Origin of the sequence: Deinococcus betulae, from assembly GCF_020166395.1 — a bacterium.
GTDB lineage: Bacteria > Deinococcota > Deinococci > Deinococcales > Deinococcaceae > Deinococcus > Deinococcus betulae.
The window spans coordinates 66,067-90,450 of sequence record NZ_JAIQXU010000005.1; the positions used below are offsets into that span (position 1 = coordinate 66,067).

At 67.6% G+C, this 24,384-nt stretch carries 21 protein-coding genes and 2 pseudogenes; 17 read left to right on the top strand and 6 right to left on the bottom strand.

Annotated elements, in window-relative coordinates; all coding sequences use genetic code 11:
• Window positions 1-168: 168 nt before the first annotated feature.
• Window positions 169-1,422 carry a LysM peptidoglycan-binding domain-containing protein gene (locus tag K7W42_RS05650; RefSeq protein ID WP_224573012.1) on the top strand — a complete coding sequence of 418 codons (1,254 nt, stop codon included), beginning with the start codon at window positions 169-171 and terminating at the stop codon, window positions 1,420-1,422.
• A gap of 487 nt (window positions 1,423-1,909) precedes the next feature.
• Here K7W42_RS05650 and K7W42_RS05655 read toward each other — a convergent pair whose 3' ends face one another.
• Window positions 1,910-2,548: a chloramphenicol acetyltransferase gene (locus K7W42_RS05655; protein ID WP_224573014.1), complete on the bottom strand. Its 639-nt coding sequence runs from the start codon at window positions 2,546-2,548 to the stop codon at window positions 1,910-1,912.
• Between the two features lie 92 nt (window positions 2,549-2,640).
• Between K7W42_RS05655 and K7W42_RS05660 the strand changes: the two genes are divergently transcribed.
• The 12 genes from K7W42_RS05660 to K7W42_RS05715 all read left to right on the top strand — a co-directional run bounded on the left by K7W42_RS05660 (window position 2,641) and on the right by K7W42_RS05715 (window position 13,001).
• Window positions 2,641-2,925 (top strand): ribosome-binding factor A, encoded by a 285-nt coding sequence (locus tag K7W42_RS05660; protein ID WP_157457420.1) that lies wholly within the window; start codon window positions 2,641-2,643, stop codon window positions 2,923-2,925.
• Entirely contained in the window at window positions 2,922-3,323 is a 402-nt protein-coding gene (locus K7W42_RS05665; protein WP_224573016.1) for an acyl-CoA thioesterase, read from the top strand. The genes K7W42_RS05660 and K7W42_RS05665 overlap by 4 nt, the downstream gene beginning before the upstream one ends.
• A 198-nt stretch (window positions 3,324-3,521) precedes the next feature.
• On the top strand, window positions 3,522-3,998 hold the full coding sequence (locus tag K7W42_RS05670; RefSeq protein ID WP_157457419.1) for an NUDIX domain-containing protein: 477 nt from the start codon (window positions 3,522-3,524) through the stop codon (window positions 3,996-3,998).
• Between the two features lie 4 nt (window positions 3,999-4,002).
• A complete protein-coding gene (locus tag K7W42_RS05675) occupies window positions 4,003-5,385 on the top strand; it encodes a M1 family metallopeptidase (RefSeq protein ID WP_224573018.1) in 1,383 nt (460 codons plus the stop codon).
• 64 nt (window positions 5,386-5,449) lie between these two features.
• The gene (locus tag K7W42_RS05680) at window positions 5,450-6,265 is read left to right on the top strand and encodes a BON domain-containing protein (protein ID WP_224573020.1); all 816 of its coding nucleotides are present in this window, start codon (window positions 5,450-5,452) and stop codon (window positions 6,263-6,265) included.
• Between the two features lie 94 nt (window positions 6,266-6,359).
• Window positions 6,360-6,677 carry a PadR family transcriptional regulator gene (locus K7W42_RS05685; protein ID WP_157457417.1) on the top strand — a complete coding sequence of 106 codons (318 nt, stop codon included), beginning with the start codon at window positions 6,360-6,362 and terminating at the stop codon, window positions 6,675-6,677.
• A complete protein-coding gene (locus K7W42_RS05690; protein ID WP_224573022.1) occupies window positions 6,674-6,997 on the top strand; it encodes a hypothetical protein in 324 nt (107 codons plus the stop codon). Before K7W42_RS05685 ends, K7W42_RS05690 begins: the two co-directional genes overlap by 4 nt.
• Window positions 6,998-7,010: 13 nt before the next feature.
• Window positions 7,011-7,748 carry a signal peptidase I gene (gene lepB / locus K7W42_RS05695; RefSeq protein ID WP_224573024.1) on the top strand — a complete coding sequence of 246 codons (738 nt, stop codon included), beginning with the start codon at window positions 7,011-7,013 and terminating at the stop codon, window positions 7,746-7,748.
• A 328-nt stretch (window positions 7,749-8,076) separates the two neighbouring features.
• Window positions 8,077-9,786 carry a sensor histidine kinase gene (locus K7W42_RS05700; RefSeq protein WP_224573026.1) on the top strand — a complete coding sequence of 570 codons (1,710 nt, stop codon included), beginning with the start codon at window positions 8,077-8,079 and terminating at the stop codon, window positions 9,784-9,786.
• On the top strand, window positions 9,783-10,811 hold the full coding sequence (locus tag K7W42_RS05705; protein WP_224573028.1) for a DUF4097 family beta strand repeat-containing protein: 1,029 nt from the start codon (window positions 9,783-9,785) through the stop codon (window positions 10,809-10,811). The genes K7W42_RS05700 and K7W42_RS05705 overlap by 4 nt, the downstream gene beginning before the upstream one ends.
• Window positions 10,808-11,464, top strand: coding sequence for a response regulator (locus K7W42_RS05710; RefSeq protein WP_157457413.1), 657 nt, complete (start codon window positions 10,808-10,810; stop codon window positions 11,462-11,464). The genes K7W42_RS05705 and K7W42_RS05710 overlap by 4 nt, the downstream gene beginning before the upstream one ends.
• Before the next feature lie 574 nt (window positions 11,465-12,038).
• The gene (locus K7W42_RS05715; protein ID WP_224573030.1) at window positions 12,039-13,001 is read left to right on the top strand and encodes a CPBP family intramembrane glutamic endopeptidase; all 963 of its coding nucleotides are present in this window, start codon (window positions 12,039-12,041) and stop codon (window positions 12,999-13,001) included.
• Between the two features lie 345 nt (window positions 13,002-13,346).
• Here K7W42_RS05715 and K7W42_RS05720 read toward each other — a convergent pair whose 3' ends face one another.
• Genes K7W42_RS05720 through K7W42_RS05730 form a run of 3 tightly spaced genes read right to left on the bottom strand, consistent with a single transcriptional unit; the run spans window position 13,347 to window position 17,412 of the window.
• The gene (locus K7W42_RS05720) at window positions 13,347-14,762 is read right to left on the bottom strand and encodes a gluconeogenesis factor YvcK family protein (RefSeq protein WP_369411326.1); all 1,416 of its coding nucleotides are present in this window, start codon (window positions 14,760-14,762) and stop codon (window positions 13,347-13,349) included.
• Window positions 14,759-15,598 (bottom strand): RNase adapter RapZ, encoded by an 840-nt coding sequence (rapZ, locus tag K7W42_RS05725; RefSeq protein WP_224573032.1) that lies wholly within the window; start codon window positions 15,596-15,598, stop codon window positions 14,759-14,761. The genes K7W42_RS05720 and rapZ overlap by 4 nt, the downstream gene beginning before the upstream one ends.
• Before the next feature lie 59 nt (window positions 15,599-15,657).
• A complete protein-coding gene (locus K7W42_RS05730; protein WP_224573034.1) occupies window positions 15,658-17,412 on the bottom strand; it encodes an ABC transporter ATP-binding protein in 1,755 nt (584 codons plus the stop codon).
• Between the two features lie 237 nt (window positions 17,413-17,649).
• Here K7W42_RS05730 and K7W42_RS23430 point away from each other — a divergent pair.
• The 3 genes and pseudogenes from K7W42_RS23430 to K7W42_RS05740 all read left to right on the top strand — a co-directional run.
• Window positions 17,650-18,486 (top strand): annotated as a pseudogene (locus K7W42_RS23430) (ATP-binding cassette domain-containing protein); the annotation flags it as partial.
• 3 nt (window positions 18,487-18,489) lie between these two features.
• Window positions 18,490-19,353, top strand: a pseudogene (locus tag K7W42_RS23435) (ABC transporter ATP-binding protein); the annotation flags it as partial.
• 1 nt (window position 19,354) lies between these two features.
• Window positions 19,355-19,723 carry a hypothetical protein gene (locus K7W42_RS05740; protein WP_224573037.1) on the top strand — a complete coding sequence of 123 codons (369 nt, stop codon included), beginning with the start codon at window positions 19,355-19,357 and terminating at the stop codon, window positions 19,721-19,723.
• Between the two features lie 83 nt (window positions 19,724-19,806).
• On the opposite strand, the gene metG is transcribed toward K7W42_RS05740, so the two are convergent.
• Window positions 19,807-21,813: a methionine--tRNA ligase gene (gene metG, locus K7W42_RS05745; RefSeq protein ID WP_224573038.1), complete on the bottom strand. Its 2,007-nt coding sequence runs from the start codon at window positions 21,811-21,813 to the stop codon at window positions 19,807-19,809.
• Between the two features lie 225 nt (window positions 21,814-22,038).
• Window positions 22,039-22,641 (bottom strand): GNAT family N-acetyltransferase, encoded by a 603-nt coding sequence (locus tag K7W42_RS05750; RefSeq protein WP_224573040.1) that lies wholly within the window; start codon window positions 22,639-22,641, stop codon window positions 22,039-22,041.
• 285 nt (window positions 22,642-22,926) lie between these two features.
• Here K7W42_RS05750 and K7W42_RS05755 point away from each other — a divergent pair, with 285 nt between their 5' ends.
• Window positions 22,927-24,114: an MFS transporter gene (locus K7W42_RS05755; protein WP_224573042.1), complete on the top strand. Its 1,188-nt coding sequence runs from the start codon at window positions 22,927-22,929 to the stop codon at window positions 24,112-24,114.
• The last annotated feature ends 270 nt before the right edge of the window (window positions 24,115-24,384 follow it).

The following is a 24,384-nucleotide window of genomic DNA, read 5'->3' on the forward strand; positions in this document are numbered from 1 at the left end:
GCAGAGCTGCGCAGCAGAGTAAGAAGGAGAGCAAACAGTGCTTTTCCGGCTGTGCCGTCATGAAGCGGACTCTGTGATCAACGGCGCGTCAGCTTCACTTCACACCCGCGTGGCACAACTGTGATGAGGTGTGACCCCATGCGGCGACTGCTTTCTCTACTTGTTCTGGTGAGTCTGGGTTCCGGCCTGGCCCTCACGCCGCCCACTGTGACCGTCAAATCGGGTGACACCCTGTATAAGATCGCCAGCCGTGCGGGTCTGAGTGTGGTTCAGCTTCAGCAACTCAATGGCTTGACCGGCACAACCATCCGCGCCGGTCAGGTGCTGCGCGTGCGTGCGGTGACCTCATCTGCCCCCAATTACACCGTCCGGGCCGGCGATACCCTCCGCCGGATTGCGGCGCGGGCCGGGGTGTCGGTTGCGGCGCTCAAGGCCGCCAACGGGCTGCGCGGCGACGCCCTGCAACGGGGCCAGCGCCTGTCTGTGCCGCCGGCTGCCCGCCCAGCGCCGCGCCCCACCACTGAGGTCCGCACGGTGTATAGCTACATCTGGGTGGGCGTTAAAGACACGCCGCAGGCGCTGGCGGCCCGCTACCGCCTGAGTCTGGACGGGCTGCGGCGTCTGAACGGCCTGGGCACCTACCGCGCCGTCGTGCCGGGCAAGAAGCTGCTGGTGCCTATGCGGGTGCCGGTGCCTATTCCGCCCCGGCCGCAGCGCCAGCCAGTGACCTTCAAACGGCTGAAGCCCCTGAACGTGCCCGTGCAGATTGCCAATGTGGACCTGCGCTGGCGCGACGTGCTGGTGGCCCCGGTGCTGCCGTCCCGCCGCCTGACCTTCAGCACGGGGGCGCGAGTAGGCGACCTGGCCCGGCGCAGCGGGGCGCGGGTGCTGGTGAACGGGTCATATTTTCACCCGCAGTCGTACGCCCCAGCGGGCGACATCGTGACCCAGGGGCGGCTGCTGACCTGGGGCCGCATTCCGCAGGCGCTGACCATCACGCCCGACAACCGCGCGGCCTTCCGGGTCAGTGCGGTGGCGGCCCTGGGGCGCCCACTGGATACCTCGTGGGCCGGGCTGGAAACCGTGGTGGCGACGGGGCCACGCATTCTCAGCAGCGGCCAGGTGGTGACACGTTACAGCACCGTGTTCCGCGATCCGGCGCTGTTTGGCCGCGCCGCCCGCAGCGCTGTGGGCCTGATCGGCAACCGTGACCTCGTATTTGTCAGCACCCACGCCCGCCTGACCACCACCGAGATGGGCAAAGTGATGACCCGCCTGGGCGTGCGCGACGCCCTGCTTCTGGACGGCGGCAGCAGCGCGGGGATCGCCTGGAATGGCCGCGCCGTGCTGGACAGCGTGCGTAAGGTCAGTTACGGGATTGGGGTCTTTACGGAGTATGCGGGGCGGCGGTACGTGAAATAGGGAAGGGGACGAGAGTCAGCCCAGACCGCTGGTGGTTTTGACAGCAGTACCCAGAGCGGCCAAGGAAGATGATCCTCAACTGCTTCTCAGGCGAACGAAGTGAGGCACGCCAAGAGACAGCGGCAGTAACTGGGACGGCAGTGAAGCGGTCATACGGACTCCGATTGAATCGAGCAGAATGCTCGATGAAATCCGAGCGAAGCGAGAAGGAACAGATGCGGATTTCACGATATGGAGACATAGACGGCGCCTTTCCGGCTGTGCTGCAATGAAGTGGAATCCATATCAGGTCTAGAGGTGGCCAATCGGCTCTTCGCTAAAAACAGCCTGGCCATCCCCTCCATCGGAGACTGACAACAGCCCATACGTGCTGGGCAGCCCTGGCAGTCTGGCTCCTGTTGCGTCGGCCTCGTCTCAACCGAGTGTGCGAGAGAGTAAAAAGCAGACGGCGTTGTGACCGTGAGCGCGCTCTGGCGCCCGAACACCCTCAGGCCAGGCTCACCGGGTCGTCCAGCAGCGTCTGCACCGCCTCAAAGTAGGCGCCCACGTGGCGCCCGTCCATCAGGGCGTGGTGGACCTGCACCGACAGCGGCATCTGCCAGCGCCCGCCCACCTCGGTAAACCGACCGGTGCTCAGGCGCGGAATAGAGTCGGCCGGGGCCAGCGGCATGGCGTGGGTGATGGCGGTAAAGGCGACCCAGGGCAAGCTGGAGAGATACAGCACGTTGTCCTGCACGGGGTCTTCGTCCAGGCCCGGCTGCGCGCGGCTGGCGGCCAGGGCGGCGGCGGCTCCCTGCAAAAACCCCGGTGCATCGGGCTGGTAGGGCAGCAGGCAAAAATGAAACAACTCGCTCTCGGCCCCGGCGTCGGTCACCGAGGGGTGAACGCGCTCATGCTCCACCACCTCGTCCCCCCAAATCCGCCAGCGAAAGGGCGTGAGTTCGTTGGCCGCGCGGCTCAGCACGTAGGTCACAGCTGGCGTAAAGGCCACCTGCCGCCCCTGCACCTGGGCCCGGAAAGCCGTGATGTCCACCGGGGCCGTGACGCTGAAATGCGGCTGGGTGTAGCCCCGGAAAAAGTCAAAGTGGGGCCGGCGCGGCCAGGTGTTCAGGTCCAGGGTCTTCATATCATCAGGCTAGAGCAGGGCGCCCAGTCGCCCGCCATGCCGTACCATGCGGGGATGCCGCGCTTCTCCCTTTTCTTTTCCTGGTGGCGACCATGAGGACCGAGCAGCTGCAGGCACAACTGCTGCGCGTGCTGAGTGACGCTATTGCCGGACTGCAAGATCCCCGTGTGCCCATGATCGTGACGGTCGAGCGGGTGGCGCTGACCCCCGATTACAGCCTGGCGCGGGTGTACGTCAGCTCTATGTCTGGCGAGATGGAAGACCTGCTGGAAGCCCTGCGCGGCGCACGCGGGCACCTTCAGCGCCAAGTGGCCGATCAGGTGAGGCTGCGCCGCACGCCCACGCTGGAGTTCTACGCGGCTGGAGAGCGCTGGTGAGCGCCTTTGTCTCGGTGCTGCGCGTGCGCTACGCCGAGACCGACGCGATGGGGGTCGCCCACCACGCCGGCTATCCGGTGTGGTTCGAGGTGGCGCGCACCGACGCCATGCACGCGCTGGGGCTGCCGTACCGCGAGGTGGAGGCGCGCGGCTACTACCTGATGCTCTCGGGCCTGAACGTGGAGTACCGCCGCGCCGCTCGCTACGACGACGAACTGCACATTCACGCCCGCCTGAGCAGCGTGCGCTCCCGCACCCTGACCTTTACCTATGAGGTGCGCCGGGCAGAGGAAGTGCTGGCCACGGGCGAAACGCGCCACATTGCCACGGACCACACCTACCGCCCAGCCCGCCTGCCCGACGACCTGCTGGCGCTGCTGCAAGGCGCTGTCAGCTGAAGCAGAGGTGACCTGGGCCAGTTGCCGCTGGCCTCTGAACAAGTTGAACGAGCAGGCGGATTCAGCCATTGAGATGGACAGAGTTAGCCGGTCCGGCGAAGGGAAGGGCGCAGCTTGCACAGTCTCCAAAGCCCAGGTCTCTGCACCTGTCCCGCGTGGCCCTGTGATTTCAGTCAAATGCTCTAGACTGCCGCTCTGATGAGTCACCTGTCCCGTACCCTGCCGGTCAAGCGGGCCGCCCATGTCTATCTGGTACAGGACGGCCACCTGCTGCTGGTCGAAGAACGGATGGACGACGGCAGCATCTTTTATGGTTTGCCGGGCGGCAAGGCCCTGCCCGGCGAAACCCTGGGCGATGCGGCGGTGCGGCAGGTGCTGGTGGAAACCGGCCTGACCGTGACCGACCTGATGTTTGTCAGTCTGCTTGAAGGCGAACTGCTGACCGGCACCCGCAACGAGTGCTACGCCATTTTTGGCCGCTTTACCGCCACCTTCCACGGCTCGATAGACCCGACCGACCCCGAGGTCGTGGGGGTCAAATGGGTGCCGTTTGACCAGATCGAGGGGCTGGTGCGCTACGGCCCGCCCCCCGAGGTCGAAGAACGTAATCCGCTGCTGTGGGTGCCCACGCGCGACTTCGTGCAGGGCCAGCCCCGCTCGTACTACCCAATTTAAGGCGGTGCGGCGGGCAGCGCTGGCCCTGACCCTCACGCTGCTGGGCGCGGCGCTGGGGCAGCCGCTCCCGGCGCCGGCTTGGGGCGATTCTGTCTATCCCCGGCTGGGCCAGGCCGGCCTGGATGTCACCCACTACGACGTGACGCTCCGCGTGGCCCGTCCCGGTACGCGCGCGCTTCAGGGCGAGGTGACCCTGACGGTGCGCGCCGTGAGGGCCTTGCCGCTGCTCAGCCTGGACTATCTGGGCGCGGCCGTGACGGGCGTGACCTGGAATGGTGCCGCCGTGCCGCACGAGCGTACCCCTGAAAAGCTGCTGGTGCGCCGTCCTCTGGCGGCGGGGCAAACCGCCCGCGTGACCGTGCGGTTTGACGGCGTGACGGGCGAGGTGCCTGACCCATTGCTGCCGGGTGCGCTGGGCTGGCAGGCGGTGCCGGGGCCTGGGGGCGGCGTCAACTTTGCTTACAGCGAGCCGGACGGCACCCGTGCCTTCCTGCCGGTCAACGACCACCCAGCCGATCCGGCGACCTTTACGCTGCGGGTCACGGTGCCCCCGGGCGTCACCGCCGCGGCCAGTGGAGTGCAGACCGGTGTGCAGGAGGTGGTGGCTGGCCGCACCTTTACCTTCGAGCAGCGCCAGCCCATTCCCCCATATGCCCTGGCCCTACACCTGGGGCCGCTGGAGCGGGTGGACCGGCCAGCGGTGGTCTCGGGAGGAAAGCAGGTGGCGCTGCGCGATTATTTCCCGCCGGGCATCCCGCCTGCGGTGCGCGCGCCTTACGCCCGCACTGGCGAGATTCTGCGTGTATTAGGCGAGTGGTTTGGGCCGTATCCCTTCGAGACCTACGGTTCGGTGGTGGTCACGCCGCCCCTGCCCGCGCTGGAAACCGCCACGCTGTCCACCATGCCCGTCACCTCCAGCTCGGTGCGCGTCATTGTGCATGAGGCGGCGCACCAGTGGTTCGGCAACAGCGTGGTGCTGGGCGACTGGGCCGACACCTGGCTGAACGAGGGCTTTGCCACCTACGCCGAACTGGTGTGGGCGCAGAGCCAGGGTGAGGATGGCCAGGCGATGGTGCAGGGCTGGTACGCCCGTTTGCAGGCGCGCGGCACCCGGCCCCTGGTGGCCCGCGCAGCGGACGAACTCTTTGACGGCAGCGCCTACGCACGTGGCGCCCTGGCCCTCCATGCGGTGCGAGTGACCGTGGGTGACGCGGCCTTTAAGAGCTTCCTGCACATCTACGCCCGCCAGCAGGCGGGGCAACCCACCCGCACGGCGGACCTGCTGAGGCTGGTGCGCGCGCAGCTCGGTCAGCCGGCCGACGCCGTCCTGCGCCGCTGGATAGAGTCGCCGACCCTGCCCCCACTGCCGGGCCTTCAGACCCCCTGAAGCTCATCTTTACCCAGGCTGAAGGCAGCGGCCCTGACCAGAGGGGGGCGTGTACGCTGCCCCCATGTGGCCTTTTGGAAAGAGCACAGCGGACCGCGTCAAGGACGCGCTGAACGAGCAGCCTCGCCTGAAAGACCTGGGGCTCCAGGTTCAGGAACGCGGCGGCGCGGTCACGGTGAGCGGGATGGTGCCCAACGAGCGCTACCTGCCTCTGATTCGCGTGGTGGCGGAGGGCATTAACGGCGTGAAGAGCGTAGACGTGAGTGGCGTGACCTTCGAGCAGGCCAGCTCTGCACCGGCGCAGAACAGTGCCGCCTCTCCTTCAAGCCCGTCAGAGAATGCGGGCCAGACCACCCTGCCGGAACTCAAGCCCCAGGTGGCCCCCACGACCGGCAACCTGAACGCCCATCCCAGTGCCGCCCAGCTCCAGGAACTGGAGCCCATGCCAGAGGCGGAAGTGGCCGAACTGGAGGACCGCAGCCGTATCGCCAAAGCTGTCCTGAAGGCGCTGCGCGGCAACGGAGAACTGGCCGACGACCCCATTGACGTGCTGCAAAGCGGCAAGACCGTCATCCTGCGCGGCGTGGTGGACAGTGACCATGAGCAGCGGCTGGCCGAGAAGCTGGCCCGCGAGGTGGACGGGGTGGCGGGTGTGGATACCAGTGGTCTGCGTGTGGCGGCGGGCGCCAAGGCTCTGGTGAAGGAGAAGGACGAGACCAGCGGTGACACGGTGTACACCGTCAAAGCCGGCGACAGCCTCTCGGAAATTGCCCAGAAGTATTACGGCGACGCCATGCAGTACAAGAAGATTGCCCATTACAACAACATCAGCAACCCCGACCTGATTCAGCCGGGCCAGAAGCTGCGCATTCCGGGCTAAGCGCCTGATGCGATCAAGAGGGCACCTGGGCCATCCGGGTGCCTTTCTTGTGAATCACTACTCTCAGACTCTGATATCGGAATCTGATACCCATATGGATATCAATCTTTTCAAGGGCAACCTGGACCTGATCTTGCTGAGTGTGCTGGAACGCGAAAGCGGGTATGGCCTGGACTTGGCCAAGCGGGTGCAGGCGCTGACCGATGGGGCCATTACCCTGAACGCGGGCAGCCTCTATCCCGCGCTGCACCGCCTGGAGCGCGCGGGATTCTTGCAGACCAGTGAAACCACGCTGGCGCGGGGCGGGCCCCCGGTGCGCACCTACGTCCTGACCGACGCGGGCCGCGCCGAACTCGTGCGCCGCCGCGAAGGGTACTCGGCTTTTGACCGGGTGCTCCGGAGTCTGTGGTGAGCGCCCTGCCCCCCGAAGCCCACACGTACCTGCGCCGGGCCACCCGGCTGCTGCTCCCGCGTGCACAGCGCGCCGCACACGCCGAGCTGCACGCCTACCTGCATGGCCTGATGCATGACGCGCTGGTGCGGGGCCTGCCGGCAGGCGACGCCTGGCCAGTGGCTTTGCGGGCGGCGGGTCCGGTCTGGCCCCTGGCGCTGCGGCTGGCGGCGGTGCATACCCTGCCTCCTCTGCGCGCCGCGCTGCTGGTGGGGGCGGCCCTGGGCGGCGCTGCCTACGCCGTTCAGGCGGGTGGGGCCAGTGCCCCGGCGCTCAGCTGACCCTGGAGCGGCCATGACAGGTGACTGGCGGCGCGCCTGGCGCTGGGTGCGCGAGTGGCTTCAGCCTCTCGCTGTTGCCCTGCTGCTGACCCAGTTTGGTGCCTCCGCCGTGCGGGTGGACGGCGCCAGTATGTTGCCCGCTCTGCGCCACGGTGAATGGTTGGTGGTGGGCACTGCGGCCGGCTGGGCGCACCGCCTGGGGCTGGGCGGCTACGCGCGGGGTGACATCGTGGTCTTCAAGCCGCCGCGTGAGGCGGCCTACGAATGGACCAACGTGTACCGCGGCCTGCCGCTGCCCTGGCGGTACCGGCATTTTCTGGTCAAGCGGGTGGCGGGGCTGCCTGGGGACCGTGTGGCGCTGCGCGGCGGCGTGGTGTGGGTGAACGGCCAGCCTCTGCCCGAGGAAGCCACCCAGACTTACTGGGCCGCCTTTTGCCCCGATACCACCAGTCTGGTGGCCAACAGCGTGGCGGCCAGCCCTACCCGGACGACTCTGGCCGAGGTGACGGTGCCGCTGGGGCATTACTTCGTGCTGGGCGATAACCGCAGCCCCGGCGGCAGCCTGGACAGCCGCACCTTTGGCCCAGTGCCGGTGGCCGACATCGCTGGCCGCGCCGCAGCCAGCGTGTGGCCCCTCCTGCGCCCCGAGCGCGCGGTGCCGCCCTGCGACGGCCAGCCGCAGCCCGAACGCCGCGTGAAACTGGAGGGTGAGACCCAGGTTGGTCCCCGCCTGCTTCAAGGCACGCATTGAAAATGGCTGAGGCATGTCGGGTGCTGGCCAGCAGGCCTCAGGTGCTGTCAGGTAAGGCGAGCAGGAACCGGACGGTGACTTGCTGGTGAAGAGGGTGATAGCGCTGTCTTCTTGAATCTTGGCAAAACGTCACCCCCTTCTATAAAAGCCGCTGCTCGTCACAGGCACCCGACCTGCTCTATCCCTCGGCACGTTCGCTTGATTCAGTCTCTGAGCGCGTGGAAGCCCACTCTGACGCCTGTCTTCTGAACCTCTCCAGCGCGGTTTTTATGCCCGTGCGCCTTTCGGGGGACGCTGCGGTGCTGGCCGGCCCGCTAGGCTGCGCGGCATGATAAGGGTCATGGGAGCACCTGCGCCGCCTGCCCGCCGCCTGCACCGCGGCGCGCTGGGCGACCTGCTGGACCCTGCGACCTACCGCGCCGCCCTATACGTGCTGCTCTCACTGCCGGTGGGCGGCGCGGTGGCGGGGCTGCTGACTGCGGCTGTGGTGGGCGGGCTGCTGACCCTGCCCGTGGTGATTGGGGCCGGGTTCCTGCTGGCCGCGCTGTGGCTGGTCTCGGCGCTGGGCGACGTGCAGCGCGTCCTGATTGGGTTGCTGGGGGTGCGGGTGGCGCGGCCAGCGGCCCCAGCAGGACCGGGCGGGCTGCTGGGCTGGCTGGGGGCCACGCTGGCCAATCCGGTCACCTACCGCACGCTGCTGTTTCACGTCATCCAGTTGCCGCTGAGCCTGGTGTGCTGGGTGGTGCTGTGTACCCTGCTCGCTATTCAGGTGCTGGGGCTGGGGGCGCCGCTGTGGGCCATGAACAGCGCCGTGCCCGTGGTTTGGGGCGAGTGGACGCTGCGGCCCGGCGCGCTGTCGGTGGCGGGGCTCATGCTGGCGGGCGCCGGCGCCCTGCTGGTCAGCGCCGGCGTCCTGAGCGTCATGGGCCGCATGTGGACCCGTCTGGGTGTCGCGCTGCTGGCCCCGGACGGCGACGAGGCCGCGCGGCGCGAGGTCGTGGCGCTGCGCCGGGCGGCGGGCCGGGTGGCCCTGGGTGACGACCTCAACGCCACCCTGGCTGACCTGACTGAACAGGCCTGGCAGGCCAGCACGGCGCTGGCGGTGGCGCTGGACGCGCCGGACGGCTCGCGCCGCGCGGTCAGTGGTGTGCCTGGGGCCTGGCCCGCCGCCCAGGAGCCGGGGCCTGCCCCTGGCGAGGCGAGCGTGCACGCGCTGCCCGGCGGCGGCTGGCTGGCCACCCTGCCCGTCACGCTGCCGGCGTCGGCCGGCACGCTGGACGGCGGCACCTTGCGCGCGTGGTATCCGGCTGGGGGCCGGCCCAGCGCCGATGAGCTGGCGTTTTTGCTGTCCATTGCCGACCACGCCGGCACTGCGCTGCACGCCGCGCAACTTATCGAGCGGGCCGGGGCGCGGGCCGGTGAACAGGAGCGCGCCCGCCTGGCCCGCGAACTGCACGACAGCGTGGCCCAGGCCCTGTACGGCATCACACTGGGGGCCAAGACCGCCCGCGCCACCCTGGAACGCGACCCGGCCAAGACCCGCCAGAGTCTGGACTACACCATCCGCCTGGCCGAGGGCGGCGTCTCGGAAATGAAGGCCCTGCTGTTCAGCCTGCGCCCTGACGCGCTGGAAGAGGGTGGGCTGATCGCCGCCCTGACCCAGCACGCGCACGCCCTGGAAGCCCGCCACGGCCTGACCGTTCACGCCGACCTGCGCGCCGAGCCTGACCTGGACCCCGACGCCCAGGCCGCCGCCTACCGCGTGATGCAAGAAGCGCTGCACAACGTGGTCAAGCACGCCCGCGCCCACACGGTCTGGCTGGGTGTGGCCCAGGAGGGCCGCTGGGTGACCCTGAGCGTGCGCGACGATGGCCGGGGTTTTGACCCGCAGGCGCAGGGGCGCGGCACCCTGGGCCAGCGCTCCATGCGCGAGCGGGCGGCGGGGGCCGGGGGGCACCTTCAGGTCACCTCTGAGCCTGGCCAGGGCAGCGCCGTGACCCTGACCCTGCCCCGGGTGCTGCCCGGAGGCGGCGCATGACCACGCTGCCGCCGTCCCGGCCACTGCTGCCGGTGCTGGGGCGCATGGCGCTGGGCCTGGGGCTGGTGGCTGGGGGCCTGGGGATTTTCTGGCAGGCCTCGCCGCGCAGCCTGACCCCCGGCATGAGCGTGCAGAGTACGCCGCTGTCGGTGCCGCTGGACGGGCCGCTGCCACTGGACCTGGCCAGCAGCGCCGCGCTGAGTTTTAACGGCGACCGGGTCAACGTGCAGCTGTCTGCGCTGCCCGCAGGCAGTGACCAGGCGGTGCAGGGGCACGTGTACCACCGCGCGCGCAACCCCGTGCAGGCGGAGGTCTCCCGCCAGGGCCGCGCGATCACCGCGCGGGTGGCCCTGATTGTCAGTCCGGTGCCTGTTCAGGTGGTGGTGGTCAATGGCCCCGAACCGGTGCAGCACCGCCTGACCCTGGGGCTGGCGCGGGGGCTGCCGCTGAGGCTGAGCAGCGTGACCACCAGCGGTGAGCAGGTTCTGGCGCTGGCCGCCTTGCGGGTCCAGGCGCTGAACTTGAGAACCGAGAGCGGGCGGGTCAATCTGGACTTGCCAGGGCGCCCCGCAGGCCCGGTCAGCGTGGTGACGCGCAGCGGCGACGTGACCCTGACCGCCCCCGTCGGCAGCGCGCCGGACGCCCTGCGGGTCAACACCACCAGCGGTGACCAGGTGCTGAACCTGGGCAGCCTGACGACCCAGACGCTGGGCGTGGGCAGCGGGAGCGGTCAGGTGAGGGTGACCCTGCCAGCCGTGTCAGGCCGGGCGTCGGTGACCACCGGCAGCGGCGATATCGTGCTCAGCGCCACGCCCCGCACCAGAGGCGCGCTGGACATCCGCACGCAGAGCGGGCGCGTCACGCTGCGGCTGCCTGAGGCGCTGCGTACCCGCGTGCGCTTTGCCGACCGCGACACTGTGAACTGGCCGCGCGGCGCCCCGGTCAGCCCCACCCCGGCCCTGGACATCTTTGTGGACGCCCCACGCGGCGACATTACCCTGACCCCCCTGGAGGAAACCCGATGACCACCCCTGCCCCCGTCCGTGTGCTGTTGGTTGACGACCACGCCGTTGTTCGCCAGGGCCTGCGCCTTTTTCTGGGCCTGGACCCCCTGATTGACGTGGTGGGCGAGGCCGCCAACGGCGAAGAAGCCCTTCAGGCCGCCGCCGAGCTGCGCCCCGACGTGGTGATCATGGACCTGATGATGCCGGTCATGGACGGCATCACGGCCACCCGCAGCCTCAAGCGCCAGCACCCCGACACCGAAGTGATTGCCCTGACCAGCACCCTGGAAGAGCACAAGGTCAACGGCGCCATTGAGGCCGGGGCCATCAGCTACATGCTGAAAGACGCGTCCAGTGACACCCTGGCCGACGCCATTCACGCGGCGGCGCGCGGCGAGGTGCGGCTGCACCCCGAAGCGGCCCGGCGGCTGGTGCGCGACTTTCGGGGCGGCGAGATGCGCGAGACCCTCACGCCTAAAGAAACGATTGTGTTGCAGCTGTTGGCCCACGGTTACAGCAACAAAGACATTGCCGCTGACCAGGGCGTCAGCGAAGCCACCGTTAAGACCCATGTGTCGCGCCTGCTGGGCAAACTGGGTCTGGACAGCCGCACCCAGGCGGCGCTGTACGCCCTGAAACACGGCGTCGCCCAGTTAGATGGGATAGAGCTGTAAGGCCAGGGACGCGCCGGAGCTAGTGGGTCACCGAAGCGAGAGGCGAGCGGTCACACCGCGCGGTGCAGTCGTTCTAGAGGTCTCTGTAGGCTGGCTGAGCAGAGGCGTAGGTGCCGCTTAATCCGCTGTTCCTGAAGGTGGATGGGTCGTTGTATGTGAAAAGGCGATGCGGCGGCAGACCACCACAGCTTCCGAGTGGGCTTATACGGACTCCGATTGAATCAAGCAGAATGCTCGATGAAATCCGAGCGGAGCGAGAGGGAATAGATGCGGATTTCGCGGTATGGAAGCGCAGGCGGTGCCTGTCCGGCTGTGCTGCAATGAAGCGGAATCCGTATTACATAGCGGCGAAGCCGAGCAAGCAACACCCGTGATGTGAACGCGGCGAAGGAGAGCTGTGGCTTTCCGGTGTGGCCTGCAATCAGGGCTATCCCATTTGCGTTGCGGGTCACTGCTGGAATGCGGCCAGCTGGGCCGTTGCTATCACCTGCTGAGCTGCACTGAGGGGCACCTCGACTGCTGTTGCAAGCTTGGCCGCAGGCGCAGGTCTGCCCAGGCGCGGTAGGCTCGCGGCATGACGGTGCCGCCTGCTCAGCCTGACCTGACTGCCCCAGCCACTTCGCCGGGGTCCCGCCCCATCCGGGCCGTGGATGGCAACCGCGCGGCGCTGGGGCTGCTGGCGGTGCAGAACGTGGCCTCGGCGGCGCTGCTGGCCCTGGGGGTGCCGCTGGGAACTGCGCTGCTGCTGGCCTTCTGCGTGGTGGTGCTGACTGGCGTGCTGCTGTTTCGCCCAGCTCTGCGGGCGCTGACCCAGGACACGCGCTGGCGCACGCCCCCGGCCTGGGGAATTGCTCTGGCCGCGTTCGTGCTGGCTTTTCTGGCCTCACGGGCGTTCGTGCTGGCTTTTGTCACCCTGTTTCCCCAGTCGGCCGAGAGCGTTCCGCAGTTTCTGAGCCGTGGGGCCGACCTGTGGGTGCTGCTGCTGGCAGCGGGCCTGCTGGTGCCCTTTGCTGAGGAGGTGGCCTTCCGCGGTCTGCTGATGCGCGGTCACGAGCGCGCCGCTGGCTTTGGGGTGGCGGCCCTGACCAGCACTTTGGTGTTTTCGCTGGCCCACGGCGTGCCGGCCAGCGTGGTGGGCATTCTGCCGCTGGCCTATGTGCTGGCCCGCCTGGTGCAGCACACCGGCAGCCTCTGGAACAGCGTGATTGTCCACGCCCTGAACAACACGCTGGCAGTGGGGCTGGGCAGCCTGCTGGCGGGGCGCCTGCCCGCCAATCAGGAGCAGGCCACCGAGCTGCTGAAAAATCCCGCGCTGGCGGTGCCCCTTTCGATCGGCGCTGCCCTGTTCGGCACGGTGGTCCTGGTGGTCCTGCACCTGTGGCTGACCCCCAAACCAGACTCTCAGGAACGCAGTGCGCCGGGGCCGTGGCTCAGCGCCTCGCTGGTGGCGATCGTGCTGTTTGGGGTGCTGGCGGCCCTGGCCACCCTGCCGGGTGTGATGGGCTGGCTGACTTCTGTGCGCGATGCCCTGCGCTAAAGCTGACGTTTTGGGGTTTTGCAAGTTTGGGGTCTTTACGGCTGGATTACGGCGCTACAAAGCCGGCCGGCCACTTCCCTAGCTCTATGGCCTTTGGGTGTAGCGCGCATATCCGAACGGCGTTGGTTGGCCCACGTTAGACCCGTCAGCCCGCTTAGGTTCCGCTCGAATGAACTCGGAGAGCTTGGAGTCTGCCCGGCGTCAGGGAGAGCGCTGGCAGGTCTTCTCACGCCGATTACTCCGCATGCACTTCCCAAAGAGGTATGGGGTCAAGTGCCGACACAATGGTCCGATGCTCACCCTCAGGCCAGCTGCCGGATAAGTGCCTTCACTTCCCATTTTCTGTCAATTCTGGTCGCGTTTTGGGGCGGCGTGCAGCAGGGCCTGGGCCAACGCTGCCGGGTCGTGGCGGGCCTGCCCCGGTTGTAGCAGTGGCAGCACCACTGCGCGCCCGCGCAGGTCGCGCCCCGCGCCACTGAGGTTCAGCAGGTGGGCGCCGTTCTGGGCGTAGCGGGCCGTCACGTCGCGCGGCGGCACGGCGCTGTTGACCAGCACGCAGTCCGGGGCGCGGCCCAAGTGCCGGGTAATCGCCTGCACATGCTCCTCAAGGGTCAGGTCGTCTGTTTCGCCGGGTTCGGTCATCAGGCTGGCCACATAGATGACGGGCGCCGGCGCCGCGCGAATTTCGCGGGCGATATCGGGCACCAGCAGCGCCGGAATGATGCTGGTGTACAGGCTCCCTGGCCCCAGCACAATCTGATCGGCTTCACGAATGGCGTGCAGCACCTCGGGCAGGGCGGGCAGCGCCGGGGGGTCCAGGCGCACGTCCTGAATCTGGGCGTCCCCCACCTGGGCCGCGAAGCCGCTCTCGCCGCGCAGCACCCGGCCGTCACTCAGGCGGGCGACGAGTGTGGCCGGCTGGGTGGTGGCCGGATACACCCGGCCGCGAATCCGCAGCACCTCGTGAATGTCCAGCATGGCCTCACTTAGGCCTCCCTGCTCCTCGCTCAGGGTGGCGAGCAGCAGGTTGCCGAAGGTATGGCCTTCCAGGCCGTCGCCGCGTTCAAAGCGGTGCAGCAGCAGCCGGGCCATGACCGGGCTGTCCGAGAGGGCGGCGTAGCAGTCGGTCAGGTCGCCGGGCGCGATCATGTCCAGGGACGCCCGCAGCCGACCCGACGAGCCGCCGTCGTCTGAGACGGCCACGATGGCGGTGGTGTTTCCGGTGTGGACGCGCAGCCCGGACAGCAGATTGCTCAGGCCGGTGCCGCCGCCCACCGCCACGATGCGGGGACCCCGCGCAAGGTGGCGGCGCTGGTACATCAGGTCCACCGCCTGCTCGGGGGCGGTGCCGGTGCCGCGCAGCACCGAGCGGTTGAGCATCATGATGCTCCACAGGGCCCCGAACAGCGCGAGCAGCATCAGGGCCATGCCGCCCGTGTACAGCGGCATGATTTCGGGGCTGACAAGGTGGTTGACCCACAGAATCCAGCGGGTGGCCGCAAAGTGCAGCGGGCCGGTCCAGGTAAAGTGCAGCACGCCCACGGCGCCGATAAACGTACACACCACGAACAGGGTCAGCCAGCGCTTGACCCCCAGGCCCGGCGACATCCACATTCTGGCGCGCCGAGTGGCCCGGCGGCCCCGGCGCAGGGTCTCAGTGCCCAGTGACCCTGTGGTCAGGGCGTCGGTGCCCAGCGGTTCCGGCCCGCCCACCAGCGGCGCCCGCCTGCCCTGCTCGCGCGGCAGGGGAGGGCCGCTCATTCTCCGTCCACTTTCATGTCGCGGTGGTCCATCACGTTGACGTTCAGGTCCTCAAGGTCCTGCGCCAGCCGGGCGGCCACCGCCACGCTGCGGTGCTGGCCGCCCGTGCAGCCCACCGCCACCGTGTAGCCGTGCCGGCCCGCCGCCCGCGCCCGCTCGGCGGCCACCCGCACGAAGTCGCGCAGCTCGGTGTAAAACTGCTCGGCGGCCTCGTCGCCAAAGGCGTAGCGCGCCACCCCGGCGTCCAGCCCCGTTTTGGGGCGCAGGGCAGGGTTGTAGTAGGGGTTGGGCAAAGAACGCACGTCCAGCACCATGTCCGCGTCACGCGGGGGCGCGTGCTTGAAGCCAAACGACATCAGGCGCAGGGTAAAGCTGTTTTCCAGCCGGAACAGACCCCTCACCCGCTCGGCCAGTTCCTTGGCACTCAGGTCGGTGGTGTCGATCACGGTATCGGCAATGGCGCGCAGGGGCGCCAGCAGGTCACGCTCACGGGCAAAATCCACCATCAGGTTCTCGCCCAGTGGATGCTCGCGCCGCGTAAAGTTGTAGCGCTTGAGCAGCACGTCGGAATGGGCTTCTAGAAACAGCACCCGCAGGTCCTCGCGGCGGCGTGACAGGCGGGTGTAACTGGTTTCCAGCGCCCCCAGAAAGTCGCGGGTGCGCGCGTCGGTGCTGATGGCCACGCACTTGAGGCTCCGGGCCGTCACCAGGTCGTGCATGGCCCCCCAGAGTTCCGGGGGCAGATTGTCCGTGATAAAGAAGCCGGCGTCCTCTAGGGTACGCAGCGCGGTGCTTTTTCCACTGCCGGACAGGCCAGACACGACCACAAAGGGCATGGGGGCAGTGTAGCGCGGGGGGATGAGCCCAGGGCGACCCCGCCCCTGAAGGCCCCGCCTTACGCGACGTCCAGCCGCTGCGCGGCGTGCAACCGGGCGTAGCGGCCACCCCTGGCCAGCAGGGTGTCGTGCTGCCCCTGCTCGGTCACCTGGCCGTTTTCTACGACCACGATGCGGTCGGCGCCCTGGATGGTCGCCAGGCGGTGGGCGATAATCAGCGTGGTGCGCCCGCGCGCCAGTTCGGTCAGGGCGGCCTGAATGGCCCGCTCGGTTTCGGTGTCCAGGGCCGAGGTGGCCTCGTCCAGAATCAGGATCGGCGGGTTTTTCAGAAAGATGCGGGCAATGGCCAGGCGCTGCTTCTGTCCGCCCGAGAGTTTGACGCCCCGCTCGCCGATCACGGTGTCCAGGCTGTCTGGCAGCGTGGCGATCCAGTCGTCCAGGCGCGCGCGGCGGGCGGCGGTCCAGATCTCGGTCTCGGGGGCCTCCAGCCGCCCGTAGGCGATGTTCTCGCGCAGGGTGCCGGCGAACAGAAAGACGTCCTGCTGCACGATGCCAATCTGGGACCGCAGCGAGGCCAGCGTGAAGTCCCGGACATCGGTGCCGTCAATCGTCACGGCGCCTGCACCGACCTCGTAAAAACGGGGCAGCAGGGAACAGAGCGTGGTCTTGCCTGCACCCGACGGACCGACAAAAGCCACGGTCTCGCCGGCGGGAATGTCCAGCGTCACGCTGCGCAGCACCGGCTGGGACCCCGTGTAAGTGAACTCCACCTGGTCATAGCGCACCGCGCCGCGCAGGGCCGGCGCCGCCTGCGCCCCAGGCCGGTCTGCAATGTCCGGGACAATGTCGAGCAGTTCGGTGTAGCGGCGAAAGCCGGCAATGCCCTTGGGATAGGTTTCCAGCACCGCGTTGATCTTCTCGATGGGGCGGAAGAACACGTTCACCAGCAGCAGGAAGCCCACAAACTCGCCTGGTGTCAGCTGGCCCCGCAGCACGAAGTAACTGCCCGCCACCATCACGACTGTCTGGGTCAGGCGCATGGACAGGTAGCTGAGCGAGAGGTTGGCGGCCATCAGCCGGTAGGCGTCCAGCTTGGTCTGGCGGTAGCGGCGGTTGTCCTGCGCGAACAGCTGGCGCTCGTGGGCCTCGTTGGCAAAGGCCTGCACCACGCGGATGCCACCCACATTTTCCTCAATGCGGGCGTTAAACCCGCCCACCCGGCTGTACAGTTCCTGCCAGTTGCGGGTCAGGCGGCCACCGTAAAAGCTGGTCAGGCAGGTGGTCAGCGGCACCACCACCAGGGCCACCAGGGCCAGGTTGGCATTCACCTGAAACATCAGGAAAAAAGCGCCCAGCAGCGTCATCACGGCGATGAACAGGTCTTCCGGGCCGTGGTGGGCCACCTCGCCAATCTCTTCGAGGTCTTTGGTCAGCCGGGCGACCAGATGCCCGGTCTTCTGCGAGTCGAAGAAGGTCAGTGACAGCTTTTGCAGGTGGTCAAAGGCCTTGCGGCGCATCTCGGTTTCGATGTTGATGCCCAGCATGTGGCCCCAGTAGGTCACCACCGACAGCAGGCCCGTGTTCAGCACGTACAGGCCCACCAGCCCCAAAGAGGCAGCGACAATAGCGCCCCAGTTCTGGCCAGGCAACAGCCGGTCAATAAAGAGCTGAACGGCGATGGGAAAGCCGAGTTCCAGAATGCCAGACAGCACGGCGCACGAGAAATCCAGCAGAAAGAGGCGCCAGTAGGGGCGGTAATAGCCCAGGAATCGGCGCAGCAGCGGGGCAGAAGGGTCAGGGGTGATGGATGTCATAAGGGAGGGGACGCCAGGCGTTCAGGCCACTCTAGGCGACTTCCGGCGAAAATCACTCTGCGAAATGGCCAGGAGGCGCAGCGGCAGCCATGCCACACCGGGACCAGAGCAGTATAACTTGACTAAAGAAGTCGGATTAATCAGGATGTGTGGAACTATCTGACGCCTGACTGGCTGCCCGTAGCGGCCCTGTCCTCTTCTGCCCACCCCGTTTCTTTTCTCCCGGAGCCCGTTGCGATGACCCAGCCCCTGATTGATGTTCAGCACCTGAGTGTAAGTTTTCAGACCGATGACGGCGTGGTCGAGGCCGTCAAAGACGTCAGTTTCAGCATTCTGCCCGGTGAGACGGTCGCCATCGTGGGGGAGTCGGGCAGCGGCAAGAGTGTCAGCAGCCTGGCCATCATGGGGCTGCTGCCCCGGCCACCAGCGCGCATTGACGGCGGTGAAATTCTGTTCTGCACCCGTGGCGGGCAGGTCGTCAACCTGCTGAAACAGAGCGAAGGGGCCATGCAGCGCATCCGTGGCAACGAAATCGCCATGATTTTTCAGGAACCGATGACCAGCCTGAACCCGGTGTACACCATCGGGGACCAGATTGCCGAGGCCATCATGCTGCACCAGCGCAAGAACCGCGCCGACGCCTTTGCTCACACGCTGGAGATGCTGCGGCTGGTGGAAATCCCGAACCCAGAAGCCCGCCTGAAAGCCTACCCGCACCAGCTGTCGGGCGGGATGCGCCAGCGCGTGATGATCGCTATGGCCCTGTCGTGCAACCCGGCCCTGCTGATCGCCGATGAGCCCACCACCGCGCTGGACGTGATTGTGCAGGCCCAGATTCTGGACCTGATGCGCAAACTGCAGCGCGAGACCGGCACCAGCATCCTGTTCATCACGCACGACCTGGGCGTCGTCGCCGAGATGGCCGACCGCGTGGTCGTCATGCAGCGCGGCGAGATGGTCGAAACCGGGACGGTGCAGGCCATCTTTCAGCAGCCGGAGCATCCTTACACCCAGCGCCTGCTGGACGCCGTGCCGCGCATTGACGAGGCCCGCCCCGCCCCCGAGCGCCGCGACCGCACGCCCCTGATTGAGGTGGACCACCTTCAGGTGTACTTTCCGGTCAAGGGTGGGCTGCTCAACCGCGTCCAGGGACATGTCAAGGCCGTTGACGGCATCTCGTTTGATATCCGGCGCGGCGAACTGCTGGGTCTGGTGGGCGAGTCTGGCTCAGGCAAGACCACCGCCGGGCGGGCCATTCTGCGCCTGATTGAACCCACGGGCGGCGACGTGCGGTATGACGGGGTATCGCTGCGGGGCCTGAGTGCGGGCCAGCTGCGCGCCTACCGCCGCAAGATGCAGATTATTTTTCAGGACCCCTTTGCCAGCCTCAACCCGCGCATGACGGTCAGTGACATTCTGGCCGAGCCGCTGGTGATTCACGGGCTGGCCACCAGTGACGCTGCTCGGCGCAAACGGGTGGCCGAGTTGCTGGACATGGTGCAGCTGCCGACCACCGTCATGGCGCGCTACCCGCACGAGTTTTCGGGCGGGCAGCGTCAGCGCATCGGCATTGCGCGCGCCCTGGCCCTGCAGCCCGAATTTATCGTGGCCGACGAGTGCGTCTCGGCGCTGGACGTGAGCATCCGCAAGGAGGTGCTGGAGCTGCTGCGTCAGCTCAAGGACGACCTGAACCTGACCATGCTGTTTATCTCGCACGACCTAGCCGTGGTCGAGAGCATCGCCGACCGCGTGGCCGTCATGTACCGGGGCCACCTGGTCGAGCTGCAAGACGCCCATACCCTGTACCGCCAGCCGCAGGACGAGTACACCCGCGCGCTGCTAAGCGCTGTGCCCATTCCCGACCCGCAGGTCAAGCGCGAGCGGCTGCCCTGGGACGCCGCCGCCTACGCCCAGCGCCACGCGCAGCGGCAGGTGCCCTGAGATGTGCCGCTTTCCCGTGCAACTGGCGCAGCTGGACGACCTGCGGGTGATTACTCAGTGCGAACACGCCACCGTGGCGCTGGTCTGGGGCCACTGCACCTGGCACCTGCAACCCGCTGACTTTTTTGCGCTGGCCGACCTGCTCCGGCGGCCGGAGGGTGCCGACGCCTGCTTCGTGCTGGACGAGTACAGCGACAAGAGTCTGCTGTGGTGCGGCGACAGCGCCCTGGTGCTGCGCGGCGAGGCGCGCGCCGAATTGGCGGCGCTGGTGTGGCAGGCCACGCCGCTGGTCGAAACCGAGCCGGGCCGGGCTGCCCGCCGCCTGGGCCGTGACGGCGTGTTCGCGGCCGCTGCGCCCATGCTGCATTAGCAGCGTCGGCCCTCAATAGGAAAAGCCGGGAACCTTGGAGTTCCCGGCTTTGCTGGTCTCTGGCATGATTGCCAGCAGCAAGGTCAGCGCACCTTGGTTCCGCTGGGGAGGTCCAGGCGCAGGCCCACGAGGTCCAGATTCCCCTGGTCGTCCTCGGCGGCCAGAATCATGCCCTGGGACTCGATGCCGCGCAGCTTGGCAGGTTTCAGGTTGGCTACCAGAATCACCTTGCGGCCCACCAGGCTTTCCGGTTCAAACCAAGTGCGGATGCCGCTGACCACCGTGCGCTCTTCCTCGCCCAGGCGCACCGTCAGTTTCAGCAGCTTGTCCGCCTTGGGCACCGCCTCGGCGGCCAGCACCTCGGCCACGCGCAGGTCAATGCGGGCAAAGTCGTCAATAGAAATCAGGGGCTGTTCCGGAACGGTGGGGGTGGCGGCAGGGGCAGCGGGGGCAGATTCAGTCTGGGTCATGGGGGTCTCTTTCGGGGGCTTGGTGGCTTTGGGGGCCGGTGCAGGCGCCTCGGTCCCAGCTGTGGGTTCTTGTGCTTTGGGCTCGGGCTTGGGAAATAGAATCGCGCCGCCCTGCACGCGGGTGCCGGCGGGGGTCAGGCCCCAGGCGGCGGCCAGGGTGTACGACTGGCCGCCCAGGCCCAGCTGCGCGCGCAGGTCGCGGGCCTTGGCCGGAATCACGGCTTCCAGGGCGACGCTGGCCACGCGCAGGCCCTCGGCAGCGGTATACAGCACCGTGTCGAGGCGCCGGGCGGTGTCCTCACTCTTGGCCAGGTTCCACGGCGCGCTCTCGGCGATGTAGCGGTTGAGGTCGCGCACGAAGTTCATGGCCGCTTCGATGGCCATATTGATTTTCAGTTCGTCCACCAGGGTCAGAATCTGACCGGGCAGGGCCAGCGCCGCCGCCTCAATCTCGCGCTCGCGGTCGGTCAGCTCCTGCGCGGCCGGAATGGCGCCGCCCCGGTATTTCTGAATCATGGAAATCGTGCGCGAGAGCAGGTTGCCCAGGTCGTTGGCCAGGTCGCTGTTCAGGCGTGAGACCAGAATGCCCTCGCCGTAGGGGCTGTCGGCGCTTAGGGTCGCCTCGCGCAGCAGGGTGTAGCGGATGGCGTCGGCGGGGTACTGGTTCACCAGGGCCTCAGGGTCAATGGCGTTGCCCAGAGACTTACCCATCTTGCGGCCGTCCTCAGCCAGGATGTGGCTGTGAACCACCAGGCGGCGGTAGGCGGGGAGGCCAGCAGCCTTGAGCATGGTGGGCCAGAACACCGCGTGCGGCTTGAGGATGTCCTTGCCGATGACGTGCCAGGCGGTGCCAATCACGTCTGGGCGCTCACCTTTGCTGACCGGCGCCGAGACGTAATTCAGGAGTGCGTCAAACCACACGTAGGTCACGTGGTCGGCGTCCCAGGGCAATTCGATTCCCCAGGGCACGCGGCTCTTGGGCCGGCTGATGCTGAGGGGCCCAATCGGCTCTTTCAGCATTTCCAGCACCTCGTTGCGGTAGCCGGCCGGCTGAATAAAGTCGGGGTTCTGCCTGATGTGCTCCAGCAGCCACGCCTGGTACTTCTCCATGCGGAAAAAGTAGTTGGCCTCGCGGCGCAGTTCGGGCGGGTCCTTGTCGCCGGGGTAGCGGCGCACGCCGTCACTGCCCTCAACCAGTTCCTTCTCGGTGACGTACCGCTCGGCGCCCACCGAATACAGGCCCTCGTACTCGTCAAAGTAAATGTCGCCGGCGTCGTACACCCGCTGCAAGATGTCCTGCACAAAGCGTTTGTGACGGCCTTCAGTGGTACGCACAAAGTCGTCGTACCCAATGTCCAGGCGGTCCCACAGGCCTTTGAAGGCGCGCAGGCTCAGGTCATCCACAAAGACCTGCGGCGTCTGGCCGGCCTTGGCGGCGGCCTTGGCAATCTTCTCGCCGTGTTCGTCGGTGCCGGTCAGGAAAAAGACCTCGCGCCCGGCAAGGCGCTGGTAGCGGGCGATGGCGTCGGCCAGAATTTTCTCGTAGACGTGGCCGATGTGCGGGGCGCCGTTGGCGTAGTCAATGGCGGTCGTGATGTAAAAGGGGTCGGCTTGGCTCATGGGGATTCCTTTCTGTCCGGCCCTGACCCAAAAGGGAGCGGCCTGGGCAGGCAAACGGCTTTCAGAATAAGCGGCAACAGGAAGCGGGGCGCCCGGCCTGACCAGAGCGCCCCGCGCGGCTCTCTGGGGTCAGAGCCGCTGGGGCATTCGGGGCGTCGTATAAGGCGCGCGGGTCATGGCAGAAGTGTAGCGCCCAGGCCGCCCCACGGGCCTGCGCTGCCTGGCCTACAGGCGCCGCCCAAAGGTGACGGCGCCGGGGCTGCGGCCCAGTTCCTCAAAGCCCAGGTGGCGGTAAAAGCCCTGCGCCCTGACATTGCGTTCCCCCACGCCCAGATGCACACCGGGCACTCCGGCAACGCGCAGCGCCTCCAGCAAGGTGTCCATCAGCTGCCGACCCCGGCCTCCGCCCTGGGCGCGCGGCAGCAGGTCAATGTGCAGGTGTGCAGGGAAGTCGGCCAGCAGGGTGCCCGGCGTGCGGCGTGGCTGGTGAATCAGGGCAGTCAGGCGCTCGTCGGGGGTGCGGGCCGCCGGGTTGGCCGGCGGGACAGGGAACTGGGCCCGCAGTGACGGCCACCAGGTCTGCTCCAGCGTGTCCTCGAAGGCACGGGTCTCCGGCGCCCCCAGAACGTAGCCGCCCACGCCCGCCTCGTCCTCCAGCACAAAAGCAAAGTCCGGCGCGAAGCTGAGGTAAGGCCCGGCGTAAATATGCCCCAGCAGCAGCGGGTCGGCATAGATGGCGGTCGCATCCTGCCCACTGTCGCCCGTTTCCAGGCAGATGCGGTAGAGCGCGGCGCGGTCCGCCTCCTGGGCACGGCGCAGGGTGAACATGCGCCTCAGTATGGGGCGAACAGGAGAGAAGGGTAAAGCGTTGACGATGGAGTGACGTGCGCTCTGGGTGGTATGGCCAGAGAGGTGCGCTGCTTTTATTTACGTTGTTTCGCAGCCCTCCAAATGTTTTTGGAGAGGCCTATCTCCGCCAATCATGGCGCCGGAGGCCGTCCCGGCGGCTCGCGCCCTATTGCAGATGAGGCGGCGCTTTCCATCCCTCCAGCTGTCCCCCAGGAGGTACTTTGTAAATCCGACCGCTTGAATTTTTAAATCTATACTGGAGGCATGTCTGTTTCTTCCTCTTCTCCCGCCGCGCCGGACCCACTGACACGGCTGACCTTGTTACTGCTGGCCGCCCTGACTGTGATGTCGGGGGCCACCATTGCCCCGGCGCTGCCGGCGATGCGCGAACACTTCGCTGGCGTCCCCAACGTGGACCTGCTGGTCAAGCTGGCCCTGACCATTCTGGGGCTGGTGATTGCCATTACCGCGCCGCTGGGGGGTGTGCTGGCTGACCGCTTTGGCCGCCGCCCGGTGCTGCTGGGGTCCTTGCTGCTGTACGCCGTGGGCGGGGCCAGTGGCTTGGTGGCCGAGTCGCTGGGGGCCGTGCTGGCGGGCCGGGTGGTGCTGGGTCTGGCGGTGGCCGGGACCATGACGGCGGCCGGGGCGCTGGTCAACGACCTGTTTAGTGGGCCTGAACGCGGCCGCTTTCTCAGTCAGCAAGCGGCTTTTACCAGCTTTGGCGGCGCTGTGCTGCTGCCGCTGGGCGGCGCGCTGGCCGGGCTGTCGTGGCGCGCGCCCTTCGTGCTGTACGCGCTGGCCCTGCTCCTCTTGCCCCTCACGTTGCGCCTGCCGCGCGGCGTGCCGGAGCCAGCACAGGAGGCCGGTCAGGCGCAGCCCCCACGCTGGGGGGCCATTGCGCTGGTGTACGGCCTGGCGCTGGGCTACATGGTCGTGTTTTACCTGATGCCCGCCCAGGGGCCTTTCCTCCTCAGGACGCTGGGGGCGCAGGCGGCCCAGACCGGCCTGCTGCTGGGCACCTTCACCCTGATGGCAGCGGTCAGTTCGCTGCTGTACGTGCGCTTTGCGGGCCGCTTTGACCCCCGCCGCGCCGCCGCGCTGGGCCTGGGTGTGGTGGCGGCGGGCTGGCTGGTGGTCTCGGCGGCGCCGAACCTGGCGGTCGCGCTGGCTGGGCTGGTTTTGGGTGGGCTGGGCGGCGGGCTGGTGTTTCCCAACCTGTACACCTGGCTGGCCGACCTGACGCCACCGGCCTGGCGCGGCCGTGTGGTTGCCGGCATGAGCAGCGCGGTATTTCTGGGCCAGTTCCTCAGCCCGTTGCTGCTGGCCTCGCCGACCGGGCATGAGGCGCGCGGGTATGTGTGGGGCGCGGCACTGGCGGCCGTGATGGCCGCGGCGCTGCTGGTCCTCAGCCTCAGGCGGGTGGCGCCGCAGCCGGCCGTAAGCCGCTCTTAGGCGCAGCGGTACAGGCGAAAGCGACTGGGGCGACCCGATCGCTTTTTTATTCCCTGCCTGGCCGCTGCCTCAAGCAGCGTGAGAACTGAGGGCGCCTGGCGGAAGGCTGTGGGTCTGCTGGGTGAGATTGGCGCTGAGCTGTCCGGGCGTCGAGAGGCCTCGCGCCAAAGCTCCATCTCCTCCGGCCAGAGCCACGTGAGCAGGACAGGGCCTCGTGGTTGAGAGACCGCCACGCTCAAGGCTATGTCAGCGGTCTTTTCTGGGTAGAAA